This is a genomic window from Streptomyces sp. CB02009 (genome assembly GCF_001905825.1).
Lineage (GTDB): Bacteria > Actinomycetota > Actinomycetes > Streptomycetales > Streptomycetaceae > Streptomyces.
This window is the reverse complement of the sequence record NZ_LIVV01000004.1, coordinates 18,606-39,697: the sequence shown is the minus strand read 5'-3', so window position 1 is coordinate 39,697 and position 21,092 is coordinate 18,606. Positions and strand designations below refer to the sequence as shown.

20 protein-coding genes are annotated in these 21,092 nt (G+C 71.3%); 9 read left to right on the top strand and 11 right to left on the bottom strand.

Going from position 1 to position 21,092, the window contains the following annotated elements; translation table 11 throughout:
- Positions 1-24: 24 nt before the first annotated feature.
- The 5 genes from AMK27_RS16435 (at position 25) to AMK27_RS16420 (ending at position 2,453) form a co-directional block, all read left to right on the top strand.
- Positions 25-606 carry a hypothetical protein gene (locus AMK27_RS16435; RefSeq protein ID WP_198955901.1) on the top strand — a complete coding sequence of 194 codons (582 nt, stop codon included), beginning with the start codon at positions 25-27 and terminating at the stop codon, positions 604-606.
- Positions 607-620: 14 nt separating this feature from the next.
- The gene (locus AMK27_RS43045) at positions 621-794 is read left to right on the top strand and encodes a hypothetical protein (protein ID WP_198955885.1); all 174 of its coding nucleotides are present in this window, start codon (positions 621-623) and stop codon (positions 792-794) included.
- 121 nt (positions 795-915) lie between these two features.
- On the top strand, positions 916-1,365 hold the full coding sequence (locus tag AMK27_RS16430; RefSeq protein WP_073907837.1) for a BlaI/MecI/CopY family transcriptional regulator: 450 nt from the start codon (positions 916-918) through the stop codon (positions 1,363-1,365).
- A gap of 29 nt (positions 1,366-1,394) precedes the next feature.
- Positions 1,395-1,940 (top strand): amino-acid N-acetyltransferase, encoded by a 546-nt coding sequence (locus tag AMK27_RS16425; protein WP_073907834.1) that lies wholly within the window; start codon positions 1,395-1,397, stop codon positions 1,938-1,940.
- A gap of 177 nt (positions 1,941-2,117) precedes the next feature.
- Entirely contained in the window at positions 2,118-2,453 is a 336-nt protein-coding gene (locus AMK27_RS16420) for a histone-like nucleoid-structuring protein Lsr2 (protein WP_030324199.1), read from the top strand.
- Here AMK27_RS16420 and AMK27_RS16415 read toward each other — a convergent pair.
- A complete protein-coding gene (locus AMK27_RS16415) occupies positions 2,432-3,022 on the bottom strand; it encodes an SCO3374 family protein (protein WP_073907831.1) in 591 nt (196 codons plus the stop codon). The genes AMK27_RS16420 and AMK27_RS16415 overlap by 22 nt on opposite strands.
- Positions 3,023-3,516: 494 nt before the next feature.
- On the opposite strand from AMK27_RS16415, the gene AMK27_RS16405 reads away from it, so the two are divergent.
- Positions 3,517-6,039, top strand: a complete 2,523-nt coding sequence (locus AMK27_RS16405) for an ATP-dependent Clp protease ATP-binding subunit (protein WP_030324202.1) — start codon at positions 3,517-3,519, stop codon at positions 6,037-6,039.
- Between the two features lie 76 nt (positions 6,040-6,115).
- On the opposite strand, the gene AMK27_RS16400 is transcribed toward AMK27_RS16405, so the two are convergent.
- Both AMK27_RS16400 and AMK27_RS16395 read right to left on the bottom strand, forming a co-directional pair.
- Positions 6,116-8,965, bottom strand: coding sequence for an NACHT domain-containing protein (locus tag AMK27_RS16400; RefSeq protein ID WP_073907828.1), 2,850 nt, complete (start codon positions 8,963-8,965; stop codon positions 6,116-6,118).
- A gap of 2 nt (positions 8,966-8,967) precedes the next feature.
- A complete protein-coding gene (locus AMK27_RS16395; RefSeq protein WP_073907825.1) occupies positions 8,968-9,369 on the bottom strand; it encodes a trypco2 family protein in 402 nt (133 codons plus the stop codon).
- A 630-nt stretch (positions 9,370-9,999) separates the two neighbouring features.
- On the opposite strand from AMK27_RS16395, the gene AMK27_RS16390 reads away from it, so the two are divergent.
- Entirely contained in the window at positions 10,000-10,704 is a 705-nt protein-coding gene (locus AMK27_RS16390) for a M23 family metallopeptidase (RefSeq protein ID WP_073907822.1), read from the top strand.
- A 37-nt stretch (positions 10,705-10,741) separates the two neighbouring features.
- Here the strand turns inward: AMK27_RS16390 and AMK27_RS16385 are convergent, their stop codons facing one another.
- Positions 10,742-11,299, bottom strand: a complete 558-nt coding sequence (locus AMK27_RS16385; RefSeq protein ID WP_073907819.1) for a TetR/AcrR family transcriptional regulator — start codon at positions 11,297-11,299, stop codon at positions 10,742-10,744.
- 101 nt (positions 11,300-11,400) lie between these two features.
- Between AMK27_RS16385 and AMK27_RS16380 the strand changes: the two genes are divergently transcribed.
- Positions 11,401-12,984, top strand: coding sequence for an MDR family MFS transporter (locus tag AMK27_RS16380; protein WP_073907816.1), 1,584 nt, complete (start codon positions 11,401-11,403; stop codon positions 12,982-12,984).
- A gap of 209 nt (positions 12,985-13,193) precedes the next feature.
- Here AMK27_RS16380 and cseC read toward each other — a convergent pair whose 3' ends face one another.
- The 6 genes from cseC to AMK27_RS16350 all read right to left on the bottom strand — a co-directional run bounded on the left by cseC (position 13,194) and on the right by AMK27_RS16350 (position 18,545).
- Positions 13,194-14,510 (bottom strand): two-component system sensor histidine kinase CseC, encoded by a 1,317-nt coding sequence (cseC, locus tag AMK27_RS16375; RefSeq protein WP_073907813.1) that lies wholly within the window; start codon positions 14,508-14,510, stop codon positions 13,194-13,196.
- A gap of 44 nt (positions 14,511-14,554) precedes the next feature.
- Positions 14,555-15,259, bottom strand: coding sequence for a two-component system response regulator CseB (cseB, locus tag AMK27_RS16370; RefSeq protein WP_073907810.1), 705 nt, complete (start codon positions 15,257-15,259; stop codon positions 14,555-14,557).
- Between the two features lie 83 nt (positions 15,260-15,342).
- On the bottom strand, positions 15,343-16,125 hold the full coding sequence (locus AMK27_RS16365; RefSeq protein ID WP_073907807.1) for a hypothetical protein: 783 nt from the start codon (positions 16,123-16,125) through the stop codon (positions 15,343-15,345).
- Entirely contained in the window at positions 16,113-16,685 is a 573-nt protein-coding gene (locus AMK27_RS16360) for a SigE family RNA polymerase sigma factor (protein ID WP_073907804.1), read from the bottom strand. Before AMK27_RS16360 ends, AMK27_RS16365 begins: the two co-directional genes overlap by 13 nt.
- 156 nt (positions 16,686-16,841) lie before the next feature.
- Complete coding sequence (locus tag AMK27_RS16355; RefSeq protein WP_241847521.1) at positions 16,842-17,840, bottom strand: A/G-specific adenine glycosylase; 999 nt, start codon at positions 17,838-17,840, stop codon at positions 16,842-16,844.
- A 33-nt stretch (positions 17,841-17,873) separates the two neighbouring features.
- The gene (locus AMK27_RS16350; protein ID WP_073907801.1) at positions 17,874-18,545 is read right to left on the bottom strand and encodes a phosphatase PAP2 family protein; all 672 of its coding nucleotides are present in this window, start codon (positions 18,543-18,545) and stop codon (positions 17,874-17,876) included.
- A 247-nt stretch (positions 18,546-18,792) separates the two neighbouring features.
- On the opposite strand from AMK27_RS16350, the gene AMK27_RS16345 reads away from it, so the two are divergent.
- Positions 18,793-19,668 carry a hypothetical protein gene (locus AMK27_RS16345; protein WP_073907796.1) on the top strand — a complete coding sequence of 292 codons (876 nt, stop codon included), beginning with the start codon at positions 18,793-18,795 and terminating at the stop codon, positions 19,666-19,668.
- Positions 19,669-19,910: 242 nt separating this feature from the next.
- Here the strand turns inward: AMK27_RS16345 and disA are convergent, their stop codons facing one another.
- On the bottom strand, positions 19,911-21,035 hold the full coding sequence (gene disA / locus AMK27_RS16340) for a DNA integrity scanning diadenylate cyclase DisA (RefSeq protein WP_073907793.1): 1,125 nt from the start codon (positions 21,033-21,035) through the stop codon (positions 19,911-19,913).
- Positions 21,036-21,092: the final 57 nt, after the last annotated feature.

Below are 21,092 nucleotides of genomic sequence, written 5' to 3'. Positions count from 1 at the left end.
ACGCCATACGGATCCCGCGGCGGCATGGCGTTCAGCGCGGACGAGCTGCGTGTGCTCCGCCGTGCCCTCGCCGTCGCCCTCCACCCCGCCCCCCTCCAGGACGAGGACGTCCAGGACGCGCTGCTCCTGGCCGAATCCGTGGACGAGGCCGTACGTGAGGCCGGCCGACTGCGCGCCTTCCTCCTCGACGACCTGGCCCGCTACCGCGAGGCGCTGCCCGGGTCGCTCAGCGGCTATCTGGAGCTCCTCCAGGACGCCCTCGCCGCCGGGTACGACCCCGCGGCCGACGACCTCGCCGCCCTGCGCGCGCTGCGCCGCAACCCCGCGGCCGCCGCGCTGCTCGCCCGCTGCCAGATCCTCGCCGAGCGCTCGGTGCGCGCGCGCCTGGCCCGGGTCTCCCAGGCCACCGCCACCCCCGCGGCCGCCACCTCGGTCTCCCGGGCCCGGCTGCTCGCGCTCCCCGGCGGGCGCGCCGCGGCCGACAAGCCCAAGCCGACGCCGACGCCGCCCCCGGCCGAGCGCCCGGTGCCCAAGCCGTCCGAGGTCTTCCCGCCGCGCCGGAGGCCCGTACCGCCGCCCCCGCCGGAGGAGCGGGTCGCCGGATAGCTAGTCTGGTCGCCATGGACTACGTATCCGCGCTCGTGCCCCCCGTCGTGATGGCCGTGTTCTTCTTCGGCATCGTGGCCATCATCATCAAGAGCCAGGGCGGGCCGAACAAGGCCAAGGAGGACGCGATCGTGGACGCCGCGATCGCCCGCGCCGAGGCCGTGCGCCAGTCGTCCGACAAGGACTGACCGCCCGCACGGACCGCCGCGGCACCCGGGACGTACGACCCTTCGAGGTCGTACGTCCTTTTTGTTGCGTTTCCTTCCTTCAATCGCCTGTTATCGACTCTTTGCGCACTAAAGTGACGTTGTGCCCCGTCCTTTGGGAGAGCTCGAAGACGCCGTCATGACGCGCGTCTGGCAATGGAACCGCCCGGTGACCGTCCGGGAAGTTCTCGAGGACCTTCAGCAGGAACGGTCCATCGCCTACACCACCGTCATGACCGTCATGGACAATCTCCATCAGAAGGGCTGGGTCCGCAGAGAAGTCGAAGGCCGCGCCTATCGATATACGGCGGTCTCCACCCGCGCCGCATACGCGGCCGCGCTGATGAACGAGGGATGGGCCCAGAGCGACAACCCGGCCGCCGCCCTCGTCGCCTTCTTCGGGATGATGTCGCAGGACCAGCGAGAGGCCCTGAACGACGCCATCCGTATCGTCCAGCGCGACAACCCGCTTCCCGCTCCCGCCCCCGCCGCGCCCGAAGAGGGAACCGGGACGGGCGGAGGAACCGCGGGAACCGGGGACCAGGAGCGATAACCGCGCCCCGGGGGCGATAGCGTCCCCCCATGTCGCCGTCCGCTTCCCCGGCCGCCTCCGCGGCCTCCGCCAAAGCCGTCACCGTACGCAGGGCGCGTACCGGAGATGTCGCCGCGGTCCGCCGTCTCGTCGATCCCTTCGTCCAGCGCGGGATCCTGCTCGACAAGGCGACCGTCACCCTTTACGAGTCCATCCAGGAGTTCTGGGTGGCGGAACGCGACGAGGACGCCACCGTCGTCGGCTGCGGCGCTCTCCATGTGATGTGGGAAGACCTCGCGGAAGTCCGCACTCTCGCCGTCGATGCCGACTTCAAGGGCGCCGGCGTAGGACATCAGGTGCTGGACAAGTTGTTGCACACCGCCCGATGGCTCGGGGTGCGGCGGGTATTCTGCCTGACCTTCGAAGTCGACTTCTTCGCGAAGCACGGCTTCGTCGAGATCGGTGAGACCCCGGTCGACGGAGATGTCTACAGCGAGCTCCTCCGTTCCTATGACGAGGGAGTCGCCGAGTTCCTCGGTCTCGAACGAGTGAAGCCGAACACCTTGGGCAACAGCCGGATGCTTCTGCACCTGTGACGAGGAACGCCGCGGAACGCCGGAGGGAACCCCGCGGGGAACCCCGGCGGAACCCTATGTCCGAATCGCGCACGTTTCCCGCGTTGCCGAGGTTCTGAACCTCTGCCAGGGGTTTGTGTTTTTCCGGGAAAAGCGGTTTCCTTTCCGCGTACTGCATTTTCGATGAAAGGAAATCCGGTGGCACAGAAGGTTCAGGTCCTTCTTGTCGACGACCTCGACGGCGTCGAGGCGGACGAGACCGTGACGTTCGCGCTGGACGGCAAGACCTACGAGATCGACCTCACCACCGCCAACGCGGAAAAGCTCCGTGGCCTGCTCGAGCCGTACACCACGAGTGGCCGTCGTACCGGTGGCCGTACCACCGGTGGACGCGGCAAGGGCCGCGCCGTGGCGACGGGCAGCCAGGACACCGCGAAGATCCGCGCGTGGGCCAAGGAGAACGGCATGAACGTGAACGACCGCGGTCGCGTTCCCGCCGACATCAAGGCTGCCTACGAGGACGCGAACCGCTGAGGCGGCAGCTGCTGAGCCACCGGCCCCCGGGCCCGGGCACTCAGCAGCCGCACCCGGTGGCACTCCGCTGCGGCGGCGGCCACGAGACGCACCAAGCACGGGGCGGTCCCCTCACCCCAGGGCGCGGACCGCAGCGCCGGCAGCGAGGACTCGACCTCGCGGCCCGGTGCCGGGGCCCGCAGCCACACGGCGGCGCCCGGCGCGCCGGATCCGCTCCGCCCCGGGGGGAGGGGCGCGGTCATCCGGCCGTCGGTGCCCAGCGCGGCGAGGTCCAGCGAGATCCCGCCCCATTCGAGCCAGTCGAGCAGTCCCGGAAGCTCCTCCGCGCTCCCCGCGGCCACGAGCAGCCGCATGCGGCGCCCCAGCAGGGCCACCGGTCCCGTCGCCGGGCCCATCCTGCGCAGGACGACGCGGCCGGCCGTCGCGGGCAGCTCCAGGACGTCGAAGCGCACTCCGGTGACCAGCTGCACCGGCGGCCCCGCCACGGTCGCCCAGCCGAGCTCGTGCTCGTACCACCGTGCGAGACCGCCGTCGGCGGGCGTGCGGGGAAGCGGGACGGTGAAGGGCATGCCCGGGGAACTCCCGGAGGGGTGCGTCGGTTACGCCCGAGAGGGTGCGGCGGCGGCCCGAACCCCCCTTCCCGGTGACGCACGGTCCCCCTCCGAACGCGCAAGGTGTCCGGGATGGGGCGTACGAGTGCATTCGGCAGCGCAAGGGTGTTCGCTGGTAGCGGAGGGAACCGGGGTGCGCCGCATGGACTGTCCGTCCTTACGGGTAAGACATTCCTAGTGGAGAGGGGCGACTCGCTGGCTTCGGCGTCTCACGTTCGCCATCGGCGTACTGATGGCGCGGGTAACTACTTGGCCTGCGGGAACATCGTCTCGCACCATCGGGTTGGAGCATTTGTCGGCTGTTCGGCAGCAGGTCTCCCCGCGGAAGAGGGGGTGATCCGGACGGATGTCGGCAGTTGGAATGAGCGGTCCCCGCTTGCGGGACTAAGCTGCGGAAGGACAGGGAGGGGATCGACCCCTAACTGACTGACCGCTCTGAGGAGCGATTAACGATGTTCGAGAGGTTCACCGACCGCGCGCGGCGGGTTGTCGTCCTGGCTCAGGAAGAAGCCCGGATGCTCAACCACAACTACATCGGCACCGAGCACATCCTTCTGGGCCTTATCCACGAGGGTGAGGGTGTCGCCGCTAAGGCCCTGGAGAGCCTCGGGATTTCGCTCGAGGCGGTCCGCCAGCAGGTGGAGGAGATCATCGGCCAGGGCCAGCAGGCCCCGTCCGGGCACATCCCCTTCACCCCTCGCGCCAAGAAGGTCCTGGAGCTCTCGCTCCGTGAGGCCCTCCAGCTCGGCCACAACTACATCGGCACCGAGCACATCCTGCTCGGCCTGATCCGCGAGGGCGAGGGCGTCGCCGCCCAGGTCCTCGTGAAGCTGGGCGCCGACCTCAACCGGGTGCGGCAGCAGGTCATCCAGCTGCTCTCCGGCTACCAGGGCAAGGAAGCCGCCACGGCCGGCGGTCCTGCCGAGGGCACCCCCTCGACGTCCCTGGTCCTCGACCAGTTCGGCCGCAACCTCACCCAGGCGGCCCGCGAATCCAAGCTCGACCCGGTCATCGGGCGCGAGAAGGAGATCGAGCGGGTCATGCAGGTGCTGTCCCGCCGCACCAAGAACAACCCGGTCCTCATCGGCGAGCCCGGCGTCGGCAAGACCGCCGTCGTCGAGGGCCTGGCGCAGGCCATCGTCAAGGGCGAGGTGCCCGAGACCCTCAAGGACAAGCACCTCTACACCCTCGACCTCGGCGCGCTGGTCGCCGGCTCCCGCTACCGCGGTGACTTCGAGGAGCGCCTGAAGAAGGTCCTCAAGGAGATCCGCACCCGCGGCGACATCATCCTGTTCATCGACGAGCTCCACACCCTCGTGGGTGCGGGTGCCGCCGAGGGCGCGATCGACGCCGCCAGCATCCTCAAGCCGATGCTGGCCCGCGGTGAGCTCCAGACCATCGGTGCGACCACCCTGGACGAGTACCGGAAGTACCTGGAGAAGGACGCGGCCCTCGAGCGCCGCTTCCAGCCCATCCAGGTCGCCGAGCCGTCGCTGCCGCACACCATCGAGATCCTCAAGGGTCTGCGCGACCGGTACGAGGCCCACCACCGGGTCTCCATCACCGACGAGGCCCTCGTCCAGGCCGCGACCCTGGCCGACCGGTACATCTCGGACCGCTTCCTCCCGGACAAGGCGATCGACCTGATCGACGAGGCCGGCTCCCGGATGCGCATCCGCCGGATGACCGCGCCGCCGGACCTCCGCGAGTTCGACGAGAAGATCGCCGGCGTCCGCCGCGACAAGGAGTCCGCGATCGACTCGCAGGACTTCGAGAAGGCCGCCTCGCTCCGCGACAAGGAGAAGCAGCTCCTCGCCGCGAAGGCCAAGCGCGAGAAGGAGTGGAAGGCCGGCGACATGGACGTCGTGGCCGAGGTCGACGGCGATCTGATCGCCGAGGTCCTCGCGACCGCCACGGGCATCCCGGTCTTCAAGCTGACCGAGGAGGAGTCCAGCCGCCTGCTCCGCATGGAGGACGAGCTCCACAAGCGCGTCATCGGGCAGAAGGACGCCGTCATCGGCCTCTCGCGGGCCATCCGCCGTACGCGTGCCGGTCTGAAGGACCCGAAGCGCCCCGGTGGCTCGTTCATCTTCGCCGGTCCGTCCGGTGTCGGTAAGACCGAGCTTTCGAAGGCGCTCGCCGAATTCCTCTTCGGCGACGAGGACGCGATGATCTCCCTCGACATGTCGGAGTTCAGCGAGAAGCACACGGTTTCCCGTCTCTTCGGTTCGCCGCCCGGATACGTCGGCTACGAAGAGGGCGGCCAGCTCACCGAGAAGGTGCGCCGCAAGCCGTTCTCCGTCGTCCTCTTCGACGAGGTCGAGAAGGCCCACCCCGATATCTTCAATTCCCTTCTCCAGATCCTGGAGGACGGTCGCCTGACCGACTCCCAGGGCCGGGTCGTGGACTTCAAGAACACGGTCATCATCATGACGACCAACCTCGGGACCAGGGACATCTCGAAGGGCTTCAACCTGGGCTTCGCCGCCCAGGGCGACACGAAGTCCAACTACGAGCGGATGAAGGCCAAGGTCAGCGACGAGCTGAAGCAGCACTTCCGCCCGGAGTTCCTCAACCGTGTGGACGACATCATCGTCTTCCCGCAGCTGACGCAGGAGGACATCCTCCAGATCGTCGACCTGATGATCGGCCGCGTCGACGAGCGCCTCAAGGACCGGGACATGGGCATCGAGCTCTCCCAGTCCGCGAAGGAGCTGCTCGCCAAGAAGGGCTACGACCCCGTGATGGGCGCCCGGCCGCTGCGCCGGACGATCCAGCGCGAGATCGAGGACTCGCTCTCGGAGAAGATCCTCTTCGGCGAGCTGCGCCCCGGTCACATCGTGGTCGTGGACACGGAGGGCGAGGGCGACGAGCGCACCTTCACCTTCCGCGGCGAGGAGAAGACGGCTCTGCCGGACGCCCCGCCGATCGAGGCGACGGGCGGCACGGGCCCGAACCTGTCGAAGGACGCGTAGGCGTTCCGCGCGACTGAGCGGTAGGGGGCGGCCCCGGAACCTGAACGGTTCCGGGGCCGCCCCTTTCATGCGTTCCTCAGAGGGTCCGCAGGTCGAGGTCGGGCCGCGACGCCCGCAGGGTCACCAGGTCGAGCGCGTCGGGCCGGCCGTTCGGGACGGCGGGGAGGCTGAGGATCCGCAGCCCCGGCATGGCGACGAGGGCGTGCACGTCGGCGGGCCTCAGGACCAGTTCCTGGAGCTGGATGACCTCGAGGCCCTCCAGCTCGGTGAGCGGGAGCAGACTGGTCACGCCGGGGCAGTCCTTGACGGTGAGGCTCCGTGGCCTCACGGCGCAGTCCCGGAGCCACTCCACCCCGTCCAGGACGGTGCTGCTGAAGATCTCGACCCGGTCGGGACGCACACAGTCGACGGCCCGGGCGAGTTCCTCGCCGGTGAAGTCCCCGAAGAAGCCCACGTGCGCGACGCGGCCGAGCAGCTCCAGGTGGGCGAGTTCGGCCCGGGTCGAGACGGGCAGAGGGGTCGTGGCGAAATCGAGGCGGGCCAGGACCTCGCGGGCGTAGTCCGCGAGAGGGAAGGAGCGCCAGCGGAAGGCCAGCCGGTAGGCGAACTGCGAAGCGACGAAACCGCGGGCGTACGGGACGGCCTCCGCACCTCCGACCGCGCAGATCACCTCGATCACGTGCTCGTCGAACCGGCCGTCGGGGTGGGGGCCGGGCAGCAGCGGCAGGACGTAGGGGCCGAGCCGGGCCAGCTCGGACACCTGTTCCGGGCTCCGGGGCGGCAGCACCGATGCCACCCCGTCCCTGACGCGGTCGCGAACGGGTTCGGACAGCCACGCCGCGTGCTGGGCGCACAGCGCCGCGAGGACGTACAGCGTGGTGCGCAGGTCCCGGTCCGACGTGGTCGAGCCCGCCGCCGTGAGCAGACCCTCGACGAGGGCGGGAAGCTCGCGGCGCGAGCAGTGGCCGGCCGCGAGCAGCAGGACGTCGTGCCACTGCTCTTCCCGCGCATGGCCCAGGAGCTCCACCACGAGGTCGTCCTCCACGAACTCCTTCGCGGCGAGGAAGTCCTGGAACGTGCGGTGTGCGAACTGGAAGACGTCGTCCGTCCGCTCCTGGAGCAAGCCGCTGCGGTTGAGCAGATGCGTGAGGATCTCTTCGGGGGTCCCCTGTGCGGCGACCTGCGGCATCCCCGGCAGAGCGCGGTTCAGCCGGTGCAGCGCCTGCTCCCGGGTGAACTCGGTCTGGCCGCCCCGGACCAGCCAGGCCGCCAGCCGCTGCAGGAGCTGCCGGTGCTCCTCCACCGACATCCGGATGCCGTCGGGAGCGTCGATACGGCGCCGGTCGTCGCGGGCGCCGAGGAGCATCTGCAGGGCCGAGTCGTACAGCGCCCAGCGGGTCTCCGGCAGGAAGCCGTCCCGTAATCGGTGGAGCGCGCAGATGACCGCGCAGAGGAGCGGGGTGCGGGCCAGGTCGGAGAGCGTCGGGTTGTGCCGGAACTGCTGGAGCAGATCCTGTTCGAGTCCGGTCAGCGACTCGGAGTCCTCGCCGTCGAGGCGTGCGGCGTCGTGCCAGGCGGTGACGAAGGCCTGGATGTCCTGGTCGCGCATGGGCAGCAGGGTCAGCTCCTCGAAGCCGTCGCCGGCCAGCCACTCGGGCTCCACGGCGAGCGGCCGTACGGTCGCCACGCAGCGTGTCCGGGGGAAGCGGGCGAGGAGCCCCGAGAGCCAGGCGTGTGCCGCCTCCCGGTCCTCGTGGGGTACCTCGTCGAGGCCGTCGACCAGCAGCAGTGCCCGTCCGCCGGACAGGACCCGGCCGGCCCAGCCTTCGGGCGGGGAGTCGACCATCAGGCCCGCCGCTCCGGAGAGCTCGGCCGGCGAGGGGAACCGGGAACCCCGGCCCCGGAGCGCCCGGAGCGGGACGACCAGGGGGACGAGGCCGTTCAGCTCGGCGAGCTGCGGACCGAGCGTGCCGGCGGCGGCATGGGCGGCGAGCCACCAGACCAGGGTGGTCTTGCCGGCGCCCGCGTCACCGCGGAGGAGGACGCGGGGACGGGAGGCCAGGAGCTCGTCGACGCGGCGGGGGACGGGCGCCGTGTCCAGGTCCTTCGACGCGGCCTCCAGGGACAGGTACGCGGTGTGCAGGTCCCACTCGGCCGCGCGCCTGCCGAGCTCGTCGAGGCCGAAGACCCGCGTGCGGCGGTAGGCGGCGCCGACGGCCTCCCCGTACTCCTGCTCGTACGGGGAGTCGGCCGAGCTGTGCCGGGTGAGGGCGGTGAGTGAGGGGAAGCCCCGGCCGGTGGCCTGGGTGAAGGCGACGAGGAAGTCGGCGTCGGCGGCGATGGCGCGCAGGGGCACGCACTCGACCCGTCGGTGGCCCCGGCCGCGCGGGATCTCGCGGACGATGCCGAGCAGCCCGTCGCCCGCGACGACGGGGCCGCCCGAGAGGCCGGCGAGGGGCGAGCTCCCGTCGGTGGGTTCGGTGGCCGGGGGCGCGTCGAGCTCGACGACCATCGTGCGCCGGACGAGTCCGGCGAGGGGGAGGAGCGTGCCCCGGTACTGGTCGCTCTCGACGCGCCCGTTGCCGTACCGCTGCACCCGCGGGTAGCCGAGGATCTCGCAGTCGGGCACGGGCCGGTCGGTGGCGAGGAGGCTGATCCTGGCCCGGTACTGGTTGCCGCGAGGCAGGACCAGGCTCTCCGGAGCCTCGAGGAGCGCGGCGTCGAGCCGCTGGTCCGACCAGATCACCTGGCAGAGGACGCGCTCGGCGCGGCCGGGTACGGCCACCCAGGCCGTATAGGCGTTGCCCAGCACGTGCGCGCAGGTGAGGACGGTGTCGGCGGTGAGCAGGACACCGCTGCCCTGCTGTCCGTGCTGCTCGGAGTGGACGACGACGGGGAGGCGTACGGAGGGGCTCGGCAGGGGCATGGTCAACGCGCGGGCCCGCCGGCGGAGCCGGGCCCGGATCCCTGGCCGGAGGCGTCGGGGAACGCGGAGGTGTCGGCCGACGCGGAGGTGTCGCCGAACGCGGAGGTGTCGCCCGCTTCGTCGTCGCCGACGAGCCAGGGCCCGTTCGTCGTGGCGTTCCGCGGCTTGAGGGTGAAGGAGACGCGATGGGTGTCGCCCCGGGCGCGGGAGGCGTCGGCCCCGGCCTCGACGACCCAGGCCTTGACCTTGGCCCCGCCCTTCACCTCCTTGCGGAGCTCGATCGTGAACTCCATTTCGATGTCGCCCACCTCGAAGGCGACGGGCTTGCCGGTGGCGCGGCCGGCCGCCTCGACGAGTTGATCGCGTACGGACTCGATGGCGTCGGCGAGCTCGATGTCGGTCATGACGGTGAACGTAGCGGGGGAGGGGCGGGGCGGTCAGCTCATATGCGGTTTTCCTCGGTGAGGCCCGCCCCCGGACCCTCGCTGACCAGCAGTTTCTTCAGGATCGGGTCGATCGCGGCCGAGGCTGGGCGTGTGTCGATGAGTGCCGGTTCCCTGTGTGTCCCCCCGTGGGTCCCCGAAGCCGTCGGCGTAGTGCGGGACGGCCTTCCGGACGGCTCGGTCGCGTGACCCAGGTCCCATTGGCGGCCGGTGCCTGGTGACAAGGCGCACAGGGGTTTCGAGGGGTACTAACCGGAATAGTGGCGACCTTTGGTGCCGATTCGGGACGTTCAGGGCTGAACCGTCGGGACCTTGGTCCCCGAGGGTCCCGAACCGGACGCCGGACGGCGTTTTGCGCGGTTCCGGTGCCCCGTGACATGCAGATAAACCGGTTCTCTTGTGCCGGTATGTCCGATTTCGAAGGCGGCTCGGCGGGCCGTCAAGAGCTGAACTTCCCCGGAGATCGCTACGACCTGATGTCGTAGATGGGGTGTTTTGGGCTGGATGGGGGTCCGGGTTACCAAGGATGAGCAAGCCCGACGCAGCGCACCGTTCGCGTCGGGTCCCGTACTTCCCGGAGGTTTCCCCCGTATGTCGAAGCGCATGAACCCCGCCGCCCGTGTCACCGTCGTCGCTCTTGCCGCCGCCGGCCTGGGAGCGACGATGGTGACCGGAGCTGGGTCCGCCTTCGCCGCCGAGGGCAAGGCCGTCACCGCCCCGGTCGCGCTCACCGCGTCCGCCGCCGTCGCCGCCCAGGCCGACGCCCAGGCGCACGTGGCCGCCCAGGTGAAGGCCGCCGCCGCGAAGGCCACGGCCGTCAAGCAGGCCGCGGTCAAGAAGGCCGTCACCGTGAAGCCCGTCGCCGCCAAGAAGGCCGCGTCCTGGGTCAAGCCGGTCGCCGGATACACGCTGAGCGCCAGCTACAACCAGGGCGGCGCCATGTGGGCCCACAAGCACTCCGGCCAGGACTTCGCCGTTCCGGTCGGCACCCCGGTCAAGGTCGCCGGCTCCGGCACCGTCGTGAAGGCCGGCCCGAACGGCGGCGGCGACGGCCCCGCGTACGGCAACGCGATCGTCGTCAAGCACGCCAACGGCACGTACTCGCAGTACGCCCACCTGTCGAAGATCAAGGTGCACATCGGCCAGAAGGTCCTCGTCGGTCAGCAGATCGCCCTCTCGGGCAACACCGGCAACTCCTCCGGCCCCCACCTGCACTTCGAGATCCGCACGACCCCGAACTACGGCTCCGCCGTGAACCCGGCCGCCTTCCTGCGGTCCCACGGCGTCTCCATCTGAGCCGTACGGACAGGCTGAGCAGCGAGAACAGCAGACCTCATGAGGCCCGGTGGGCCTGATTGAGGAGATCGAGGGCGACCTCGAGGGTGGCCCTGTGCTTCTCCTCGGGGTCGCCCTCGATGTTCTGCATGAAGAACGTGCCGGCGTGCAGCGTGAAGATCGCGCTGACGCAGCGCACCTGGTCCACCGTCGCGAAGTCCGGCTCCTGGATCAGCGCGGTCAGCGCGAGCATCCGCTCCTTGAAGGTGAGGCCGACGCTCAGCTCGCGGACCGTCGCCTGGTTCTCCTGCATGAAGCGGAAGAGCGGGGCCGCGGCGCGCAGGGCCACCTGGTAGCGGCGCAGCACCTCCTGCCGGGTCTCCAGGGTCCGGGGCTGCTCCTCGGCCCAGGCGATCAGCTCGTCCATGGGCCGGGTCAGGTCCTCGAAGATCCCGACGAGGATGTCTTCCTTGGTCTTGAAGTGGTAGTAGAGCGCCGCCTTCGTGACGTCGAGGCGTTCCGCGATCTCGCGCAGGGAGGTCTTCTCGTAGCCCTGCTCGGCGAAGAGATCGAGGGCCACGTCCTGGATGCGCTGGCGGGTGTTGCCTCGGGCCATGACTGCCCTCCACTTTCCAAAGAACTTACTTGACGACCGGCAAGTTACAGGTCTACCGTCCCCAGTGTAGTAACTAGCCGGGCGGCAAGTAAGGGAAGAACATGACGACGCAAGCAACAGCGACACCGGCGCAGGGGGAGATGGAACCGCAGCCACGCAGCGTCCGCGTCGTCCTGCTCGCCCTGATGATCGCGATGCTCCTCGCGATGCTGGACAACATGATCATCGGCACCGCGATGCCGACCATCGTCGGCGAGCTCGGCGGCCTGGAGCACCTCTCCTGGGTCGTCACCGCCTACACCCTGGCCACCGCCGCCTCGACCCCCCTCTGGGGCAAGGTCGGCGACATGTTCGGCCGCAAGGGCGTCTTCCTCACCTCGATCGTGATCTTCCTGATCGGTTCGGCGCTCAGCGGCATGGCCCAGGACATGGGCCAGCTCATCGGCTTCCGGACGATCCAGGGCCTCGGCGCCGGCGGTCTCATGGTCGGCGTGATGGCGATCATCGGCGACCTCATCCCGCCCCGCGAGCGCGGGAAGTACCAGGGCATGATGGCCGGCGTGATGGCCCTCGCCATGATCGGCGGACCGCTGGTCGGCGGCACCATCACCGACCACTGGGGCTGGCGCTGGTCCTTCTACATCAACCTGCCGCTGGGCGCCGTCGCCCTGGCCATGGTCACCACCGTTCTGCACCTGCCGAAGAAGAAGCGCGCCACCGGCACCCGGATCGACTTCCTCGGCGCCGCGCTGCTGACCGTCGGCATCACCGCCATCGTCCTGGTCACCACCTGGGGCGGTACGGAGTACGCCTGGGGCTCGGCCACCATCGTCGGCCTCGCGGTCGGCGGAGCGCTCTCGCTCGCCGCCTTCCTCCGGGTGGAGACCCGCGCGAGCGACCCGATCATGCCGCTGCACATCTTCCGCAGCCGCAACTTCACGCTGATGTCCCTGATCGGCTTCATCACCGGCTTCGTGATGTTCGGCGCGGTCCTCTACCTGCCGATCTTCCAGCAGTCCGTCCAGGGCGCCTCGGCGACCAACTCCGGCCTGCTGCTCCTGCCGATGCTGCTGTCGATGATGGTCATCTCGCTGGTCGTCGGCCGCTTCACCACCAGCACCGGCAAGTACAAGATCTTCCCGATCGTGGGCGGCGCGCTCATGACCGTCGGTCTCTTCCTGCTCTCCACGATGGACACGGACACCTCGCGGCTGGTCTCCGGCGTCTACATGGCGGTCCTCGGCGCCGGCATGGGCTTCCTGATGCAGATCACCATGCTGGTCGCCCAGAACAGCGTCGAGATGAAGGACATGGGCGTCGCCTCGTCGTCCACGACCCTCTTCCGGACGCTCGGCTCCTCCTTCGGCGTCGCGATCATGGGCGCGCTCTTCACGAGCCGCGTCCAGGACGAGATGGCGGCGCGCGGCGGATCCGGCCTCACCGAGCGGACGGCCCAGCTCGACGCGGCCAGCCTGGCCAAGCTGCCGGAGGCGCTCCGCGAGGCCTACCAGCACGCGGTCTCGACGGGCACGCACGGCGCCTTCCTGGTCGCCGCCGCGGTCTCCGTCCTCGGCCTGGCCCTCGCCTTCTTCGTCAAGGAGGTGGCGCTCCGCGGCGCCGGCCCTGCGGCGGCCCCGAAGGCCGCCGAGGGCGACGACAAGGTGAAGGTCGCCGAGACGGTCTGATCATCACCTCGTGAGAGGTGCGCGTGCGCGTACGGCGGTGGGGCCGGTCCTGACTCGGGACCGGCCCCACCGCCGTATGCGCGCCGTCGTACGCCCGCCGTCGTCGTACCCCTGCCGTCGTACACCCGCCGTCGTCCTGCACCCGCCGTCGTACCCCCGCCGCAGCCCACCGCCGGCACACGCGCACCGCAGCCCCGCGCGCGTGCCGCTCAGTCGGACGGCCGCAGGATCGGGAAGCTGCCCGTGCTCGTCGGCGCGTGGTCCGGCAGCCACAGCACCGCGATCGCCCCGCCCACCCCGTTCGGCGCCGCCTCGGAGGCCACGTTCCGGAAGGTCAGCCGCGCGCCCAGGACCCGCGCCTGGCCGGACGCGATCGTCAGGCCCAGGCCGTGGCCCTGGCCCGCGCGGTCGCTCGTGCCCGTGCGGAACCGGCTCGGGCCGTCCCTGAGCAGCGCCTCGGGGAAACCGGGACCGTGGTCGCGGACCCGGACGACCCGGCCCTCGACGGTGACCTCCACCGGCGGCTTGCCGTGCTTGGCGGCGTTGGCCAGGAGATTGCCGAGGACGCGCTCCAGGCGCCGCGGGTCGGTGTTCACCCAGGAGTCGTGGACGACCCGGACGAGCACCTCGGGATCGAGCGCCCGCACCCGCCGCTCCACGAACTCCCCGAGCGCGATCTCCTGGAGCTCCGCCCGCTCCGAGGCGCTGTCGAGCCTGGCCACCTCGAGGACGTCCTCGACCAGCGTCCGCATCGCCTGCGCCCGGTCCCGTACCAGCTCGGTCGGACGCCCCGGCGGCAGCAGCTCGGCCGCCGTGAGCAGCCCGGTCACCGGGGTGCGCAGTTCGTGTGCGATGTCCGCGGTGACCCGCCGCTCGGCCTCGATCCGCTCGTTGAGGGCGTCGGTGAGGGCGTCGACCGCCCACGCCAGGTCGTCGGTCTCGTCCCGTACGACCCCGCCGACGGCCTCCCTGACCCGGACGTCGGTGTTCCCCTGGGCGACCCGGCCGGCTGCGACGGCGGCCTTCCGCAGCCGCCGCGAGAGCTGGCCGCCGATGAGCACGCCGAGGGCGCAGCCGCCGAAGACCACCGAGACCGAGCCGATGACCAGGGCGCGGTCCAGATCGTTCATGATCGTCGCGCTGCGGTCGGCGAACGGGATGTGCAGCGAGAGCACGTCGCCGTTGGCGAGCGGCACCGCCGCCCACACGTCGGGCGGCCCGCCGTGCCGGTGCTCCTGCACGAAGGTGCCGCGCCGCTTGTCCCGCATCAGCTGGTCGAGCTGGCCGGGCAGGGACGGATCGTTGATCTTGGTGCCGAAGCGCGGTTCCTTCGGCTTCGACGTCTCGTACATCCGCTGCGCGAAGAGCAGCCGCTCCATCTGCACCTCGCGCGCGTTGTCGAGCATCGAGATCCGGGCGGCGTTGTGCACGACGATGCTCAGGGTGACCGCGATCAGCGCACCGACCGCCGCGATGGCCACGGCGATCTTCCAGCGGACGCCGGTGCGGAGGGGGAACGGCTTCACCGGTACGTGCCCGTCTCGGAGGGTGTCGTGTGGATCATGCCGCCCTAGCTCTTGAGCTTGTAGCCGAAGCCGCGGACCGTCTCGATCCTGTCCTGGCCGATCTTGGCCCGCAGCCGCTGGACGTGGACGTCCACGACCCGGGTGTCGCCGCCCCAGCCGTAGTCCCAGACCCGCTCCAGGAGCTTGTCGCGGGACAGCACGGTGCCCGGCGCCGACGAGAACTCCAGCAGCAGCCGCATCTCGGTCGGCGTCAGCGCGACCGGGGCCCCGCCCTTGCGGACCTCCATGCCGTCGGTGTCGACCTCCAGATCGCCGAAGGCGAGGAGGCCGCCGTCGTCCGGCCCGTCCTCCCCGCGCTCACCGGCGCCGGGACCGCCCGCGTGTCCGAAGCGGCGGAGGACGGCCCGGATCCGGGCCATGAGCACCGCGCCGTCGAAGGGCTTGGTGACGTAGTCGTCGGCCCCGGCCTCCAGACCGAGGACGACGTCGATCGAGTCGGCGCGCGCCGACAGCATGATCACCGGCACCGTCGACTCGTCGCGGATGCGGCGGCAGAGGCTGACCCCGTCCATGCCCGGCAGCATCACGTCGAGCAGGGCGATGTCCGGCCGCTGGGCCCGGAAGGCGTCGAGGCCGGAGAGTCCGTCGGGCATGGCCGTGACCCGGAAGCCGTCCCGCTCGAGGGCGAGCTGGGTGGCTTCACGGATGACGTCGTCGTCCTCGACGAACAGGACATGGGTCTCGGCCATCGTGCGTGCCCTTCGGGTCTCTCTGCGGGTGGGGGGATGCGGCCTGCGGGTGGGGGATGCCGCCAGCGGGTGGGGGATGCGGCTCAGTTGGCGGGGGGCTCGCTCGGCTCGGGCTCGACGGCCTCGCCGTCGCCGACGGCCCGGCTGTAGTCGTTGTGCACCCAGTCGTGCTGGGTGAACCTGTTCCCCGACCAGCGGTACGTGATCACGTCCTCGCCCGAGGGGTACGCGACCGGGTCGCCCTTCGCGTAGACCTGCTTGGTGACGACGAGCTCGCCCCGGTCGATCGTGGCGTAGACGGCGGCGTCCTCCGCCATGAACACGTTCTCGTACCGGTCGCTCTGCTTGCGGTAGACGTACGTGCCGATGCCGACGGCGTCACCGCAGGTCATCACGTTGACGACGACGTCGGGCGCGGGCGAGTTCGTGAGGTTCCCGTACGAGGCGTCGACCGGGTACGCGTCCGCGACACAGGGCTTCAGATCGGTCTTGAACCGGTCCTCGATCTTCGGATCGGCCTTGAGCAGCTCGATCGGGTCCACCCGCTCGGCGGACCGGAGGTCGCCTTCGGCCGAGGGCGAGGGGGTGGGCGCCGCGGCCACGTCCCTGGTGGCGGCCGCTCCCTCGTCCCGGGAGCCGGTGCCGCCGGTGGAGCAGGCGGCCATGGACAGCCCGACGGCGACGAGCCCGGCCGTCGCCGTGATGCTCGCCGCCTTGGCGGTACGGCGCCGGCGGCGACGCCCGGTTCCGTACCGGTCGTCGCCGCCGGGGCCGCCGCCGCTGTCGCCTTCGGCGTCGTGTCCTCTGCCGTCGTGTCCTCTGCCGTCGTGTCTTCTGCCGTCGGCTTCGCCGTCTAGGCCGCGCACCGCTCCCGCCCCCGTTCGTCGCCTCGTACGCTCGTCCGCTCTCCGGTCCGCCCCAGGGCGCGGGCGTCGAGATCGCGGCTCTCCAGCTCCTGGCGGAGCCGGGCGAGCGCCCGGTGGAGCGTCGACTTCACCGTACCGGTCGACATGCCGAGCGCCGCCGCCGTCTCCTCGGTGCTCATCTGTTCCCAGTGCCGCAGGACGACGACGCTGCGCTGCTTCGGCGCGAGGACCTTCAGGATGTCCATGAGGAGGGCCCGGTCGGCGTGCTGCTCGGTCGGGTCGTCGACGCAGGCGTCGGGCAGCTGCTCGGTGGGCACCTCTTCGAGCTTGCGGGAGCGCCACCACTCGGTGCGGGTGTTGATCATGACCCGGCGGAGGTAGGCGTCGGCCAGGGACTTGTCGGCGATGCCGTCCCAGCGGCCGTAGGTCCGGGCGAGCGCCGTCTGCAGGAGGTCCTGGGCGTCGACGGGGTCGGCCACGAGACGACGTGCACTGCGCAGCAGCGCGTCCTGCCGCGTGCGTACGTACTCCTCGAAATCGAGCACCTCGCCATGCCTCATCCGAACCGCCTCCGAACCCCGTGACCTGCTTCGTTCCTCGTGTCGTCGATGACGCTACGGAGCGGTTGTCACGGGGCTGTGCGGGGCAGCCGTCGGTGGACGCACGGCTACCCATCGGTTGTGTAACAGCGGGGCGAGGGGCGGGAGGCGTCCGGCTCAGGCCACGGGCAGCCGGTAGAGCCCGTCGTCCAGGGGTTCGACCAGGCCGTCGGCGACCAGGCTGTCCAGGGCCCTGGCCCGCTGCACCGGCTCGTCCCAGACCTGGTCCAGGACCGCCTGCGCCACCGGTTCGGTCGACTCCCGCAGCACCGCCAGGAGCCGGCCCCGGACCTGCCGGTCGGTCCCGGCGTACGTCTGGCCGCGGCGCGGCGGGCCGTCGTGCGCGGGCTTCCCCGCGAGCCGCCAGGCGCACTGCCCGGAGATCGGGCAGCGCCCGCAGTCCTCGTTCTTCGCCGTGCACACGAGCGCGCCCAGCTCCATCGAGGCGGCGGCCCAGCGCGAGGCCGTCGCCTCGTCCGCCGGCAGCAGCGCGCGGGCGAGCCGGCGCTCCGCGGCCGTCGTCGCGTTCGGCGGGTACTGGACGCCCGTCGCCGCCCGGGCGAAGACCCGGCGCACATTGGTGTCCAGGACGGCGTGCCGCTGCCCGTACGCGAAGGAGGCCACCGCGGCCGCCGTGTACTCGCCGATGCCGGGCAGCGCGAGCAGCTGCCCGTGATCGCGCGGTACGTCGCCGCCGTGCCGTTCCTTTATGGCCACGGCCGCCGCGTGCAGCCGCAGGGCCCGGCGGGGATAGCCGAGCCGGCCCCAGGCGCGGACCGCCTCACCGGGGGCGTCGGCGGCCAGGTCGGCGGGGCGCGGCCAGCGCGCGAGCCACTGCTCGTACACCGGGAGCACCCGGACGACGGGCGTCTGCTGGAGCATGAACTCGCTGACCATGACACCCCAGGCCCCGGCCTCGGGGTGGCGCCAGGGCAGGTCGCGGGCGTGCCGGTCGAACCAGGCGAGGACGGGCCCGTGCAGCTCGGCGGGGGGCGCGGGAAGGGCGGGGGCCTCGAAGGCCGCGGAGGCCGCGGGGACCTCGGCGTCGTCCAGGGCCCCGCGGGCTTCGGCGGCGGCGGGGGCGGCAGGCGTGAGAGGAGCGTCGATGGAAGTCATGGCACCTCCGATCCTGGCACGTCCCCGACGTGATCAGTACGCGCCGTGGCGGGCGCGCGGAGTGTCCTCGGCGCGCGCGGGGGCGTGAGCCCGGGGCCCGCGCCCCGCGCACCAGACCACGGCGGAGCTCCGGCTCGACCGGGCCGTCTCAACCAGGGCGCCCACCGGCCGCACCGCCGCCCGCATGACGAGGAAGGCGACCAGACCGCCGAGGAGCAGACCGACGGTCACGTCGTGCGGGTAGTGCACGCCGACGAAGACCCGGGAGAACGCCATGAGGAGCGCCATCGGCACGGTCAGCCAGGCCATCCCGCGCCAGGAGAGGGCCAGCGCGATCGCGGCCGCGCCGGCGATGGCCGAGTGGTTGCTGGGGAAGGACCAGTCGCCGTACGGCGGGCACGTGATGAGCGAGTCGGGCGCTCCGAGGACGGCACGGCACGGACGGTCCTCGTCGACCAGCGACTTCAGCGACTCGCTCAGCACGTACCCGAACGCCGTGGCGAGCGGGGCGAGCAGCGCGAGCGCCATCGTCCGGCTCGATCCTTCGCGGGAGCGCCACCAGCCGGCCAGGAACAGCGCGCCGAACAAGAGGAGTCCGGCCTCGGTCCAGACCTCGGCGAGCCACTGGAACCAGTGGGGGGTCGCGTGGGCGAAGTCGGCGACATCGAGATAGAGCCGGTCGGAGAGGTCGAGGAGGGTGTTCATGGTGAAAGACGCTAACCGGAATCCGGAGTGCGTCGCCCCGGGCCAACGGCCAGAGCGACCCCCGACGAAAGTGGGGGTGTTCGCGATTCGCTCCGGTTCCCGCCGGTTTCGGGTGGGGCCGAGCGCGCTCCGGAGCACCGTTCCGGGAAAAGTTCCCGGAACCGACGGATGTGATCATCGGCAAAACTTGATGTCTCGGGCGGCGGGTGGGGCGGGAGTTGGGCCCGATCTCTCGTAAGGTTCGGTCGTGGGATCTTTGCGCAATCCGGTCGGGCCGCTTCCCTCCACCATCTACTGGCGACGGAGGGCGGTGGCGGCGTGCCTGGTGGCGGTTCTCGCGCTCCTCGCCGTCTGGGCCCTGACCTCCGGCGGCGGAGGTGGGAAGAAGGCGAACGACGGGGCCAACGGCGCTTCCTCCTCCCCTCCCTCGATCACTCCGGGCCCCTCGGGCACCGGGGACGCGATCAGCCAACAGCCGGGCGGACGCGACGAGTCGGGCGACTCCGGCGGCTCCGGCGACAGCGGTGACACCACCGGCGGCACCGCGGGAGCGGGCGACTCGGCCGGCTCCGGCACGGACCCGGGATCGGGCGACGCCGGCGCGGACGCGGGGACGGCCGCCGGAACCGACGGCGGCGGCAAGAACGGCGACACCGACGGCGCGGGCGGCGACGGAGGCGCGGGCACCGGTGCGGGACAGCAGGTCCCGGCCGACTCCCCGCTCCCGAACTGCCCTGCCGGAGCACTGCAGTTGACGCTCCGCAGCGCCAAGGTCAGCTATGAGGCGGGGGAGAAGCCCCGCTTCCACCTCGTGGCCAGGAACACCTCGAAGGCCGCCTGCAAGGCCGACTTCGGACCCCGCGCCGCCGTTCTGACGATCAGCGACCGGCAGGACGACGAGGTCTGGTCCTCCGCGGACTGCCCGCGCCCCGGAGACCCGGTCCTGCTGCGCGTCCCCGCGGGCGCCACCGTCACCCACACCGTGGAGTGGGACCGCGGGCGCAGCGCCCCGCAGTGCGCCACCGCCCCGGCGGGCCAGGCGGCCCCCGGCACCTACCTCGTGGAGGCGACGATGCCGGGCGCGAAGGTGCTCGCGGCGTCGTTCACGCTCGCCAAGGACTGAACGGGCCGGGAGGAGGGCCTCCGGGCCGGCCGGTCGTTGGCGAGAACCGGCCGGGAGGAAAGGCCTCGGGGCCCGTCCGGCCCTCGGTGAGGACGGGCCGGGAGGAAGGCGTCCGCGGCTCGCGGGACCGTACGTCCCGGGCCTACGGCCGTACGTTCCGGGCCTACGGCCGTACGTCCCGGGCCATCGCCGGTACGTTTCCGGGCGATCGGCGGTACGTCCCGGGCCTTCGGCGGTACGTCCTAGACGTACCGCTCCAGGATCGAGGACTCCGCCAGCCGGGACAGGCCCTCGCGCACGCTGCGGGCGCGGGCCTCGCCGACGCCGTCCACGGTCTGGAGGTCGTCGACACTGGCCGCGAGCAGCTTCTGCAGCCCGCCGAAGTGCTCCACGAGCCGCTCGATGATGGCGCCCGGCAGCCGCGGCACCTTGGCGAGGAGCCGGTAGCCGCGCGGCGAGACGGCGGAGTCCAGGGTCTCGGGCGAGCCGCTGTAGCCCAGGGCCCGCGCCACGACCGGAAGTTCGAGCAGCTCGGTGTGGGTCAGCGCGTCCAGCTCGGTGAGCGCCTCCGCGACCGTCCGCGAGCGCTTCGCCGTCGGCTCCGGCACGTAGTCCCGGATGACCAGCTCGCGCTCCGGCTCCACGCCCGCGATCAGCTCGTCCAGCTGGAGCGAGAGGAGCCGTCCGTCCGTGCCGAGCTCGACCACGTACTCGGCGATCTCGGTGGCGATCCGGCGGACCATCTCGAGCCGCTGCGCGACGGCGGTGACGTCCCTGACCGTGACCAGGTCCTCGATCTCCAGCGCGGAGAGCGTGCCGGCCACCTCGTCGAGCCGGAGCTTGTACCGCTCCAGGGTCGCGAGCGCCTGGTTCGCCCGGGACAGGATCGCGGCCGACTCCTCCAGGACCCGGCGCTCACCGTCCACGTACAGCGCGATCAGCCGCATCGACTGGGAGACGGAGACGACCGGGAAGTTGCACTGCTTGGAGACCCGGTCCGCCGTGCGGTGCCGGGTGCCGGTCTCGTCGGTGGGGATCGAGGCGTCGGGAACGAGCTGGACGCCCGCCCGGTGGATCTTGGTGATGTCCTTGTCGAGGACGAGCGCGCCGTCGAGCTTGCACAGCTCGCGCAGGCGCGTGGCGGCGAACTCGACGTCCAGCACGAAACCGCCGGTGCACATCGAGTCGACCGTCTTGTCGAGGCCCAGCACGATGAGACCGCCCGTGTTGCCGCGGAGGATCCGCTCCAGGCCGTCACGCAGCGCGGTGCCGGGCGCGACGGCGCTCAGCGCGGCGCGCATCAGCGCTTCGTTGCCGGAGCCCGCGCCGGACTTTCCAGGAGCTGCTGCCCCGTCCTTGGCTGCCACTGCACTCCTCCGGCTCGTACGGATGGGCGAGACCAGGGCAAAGTCTAGCGACACCAC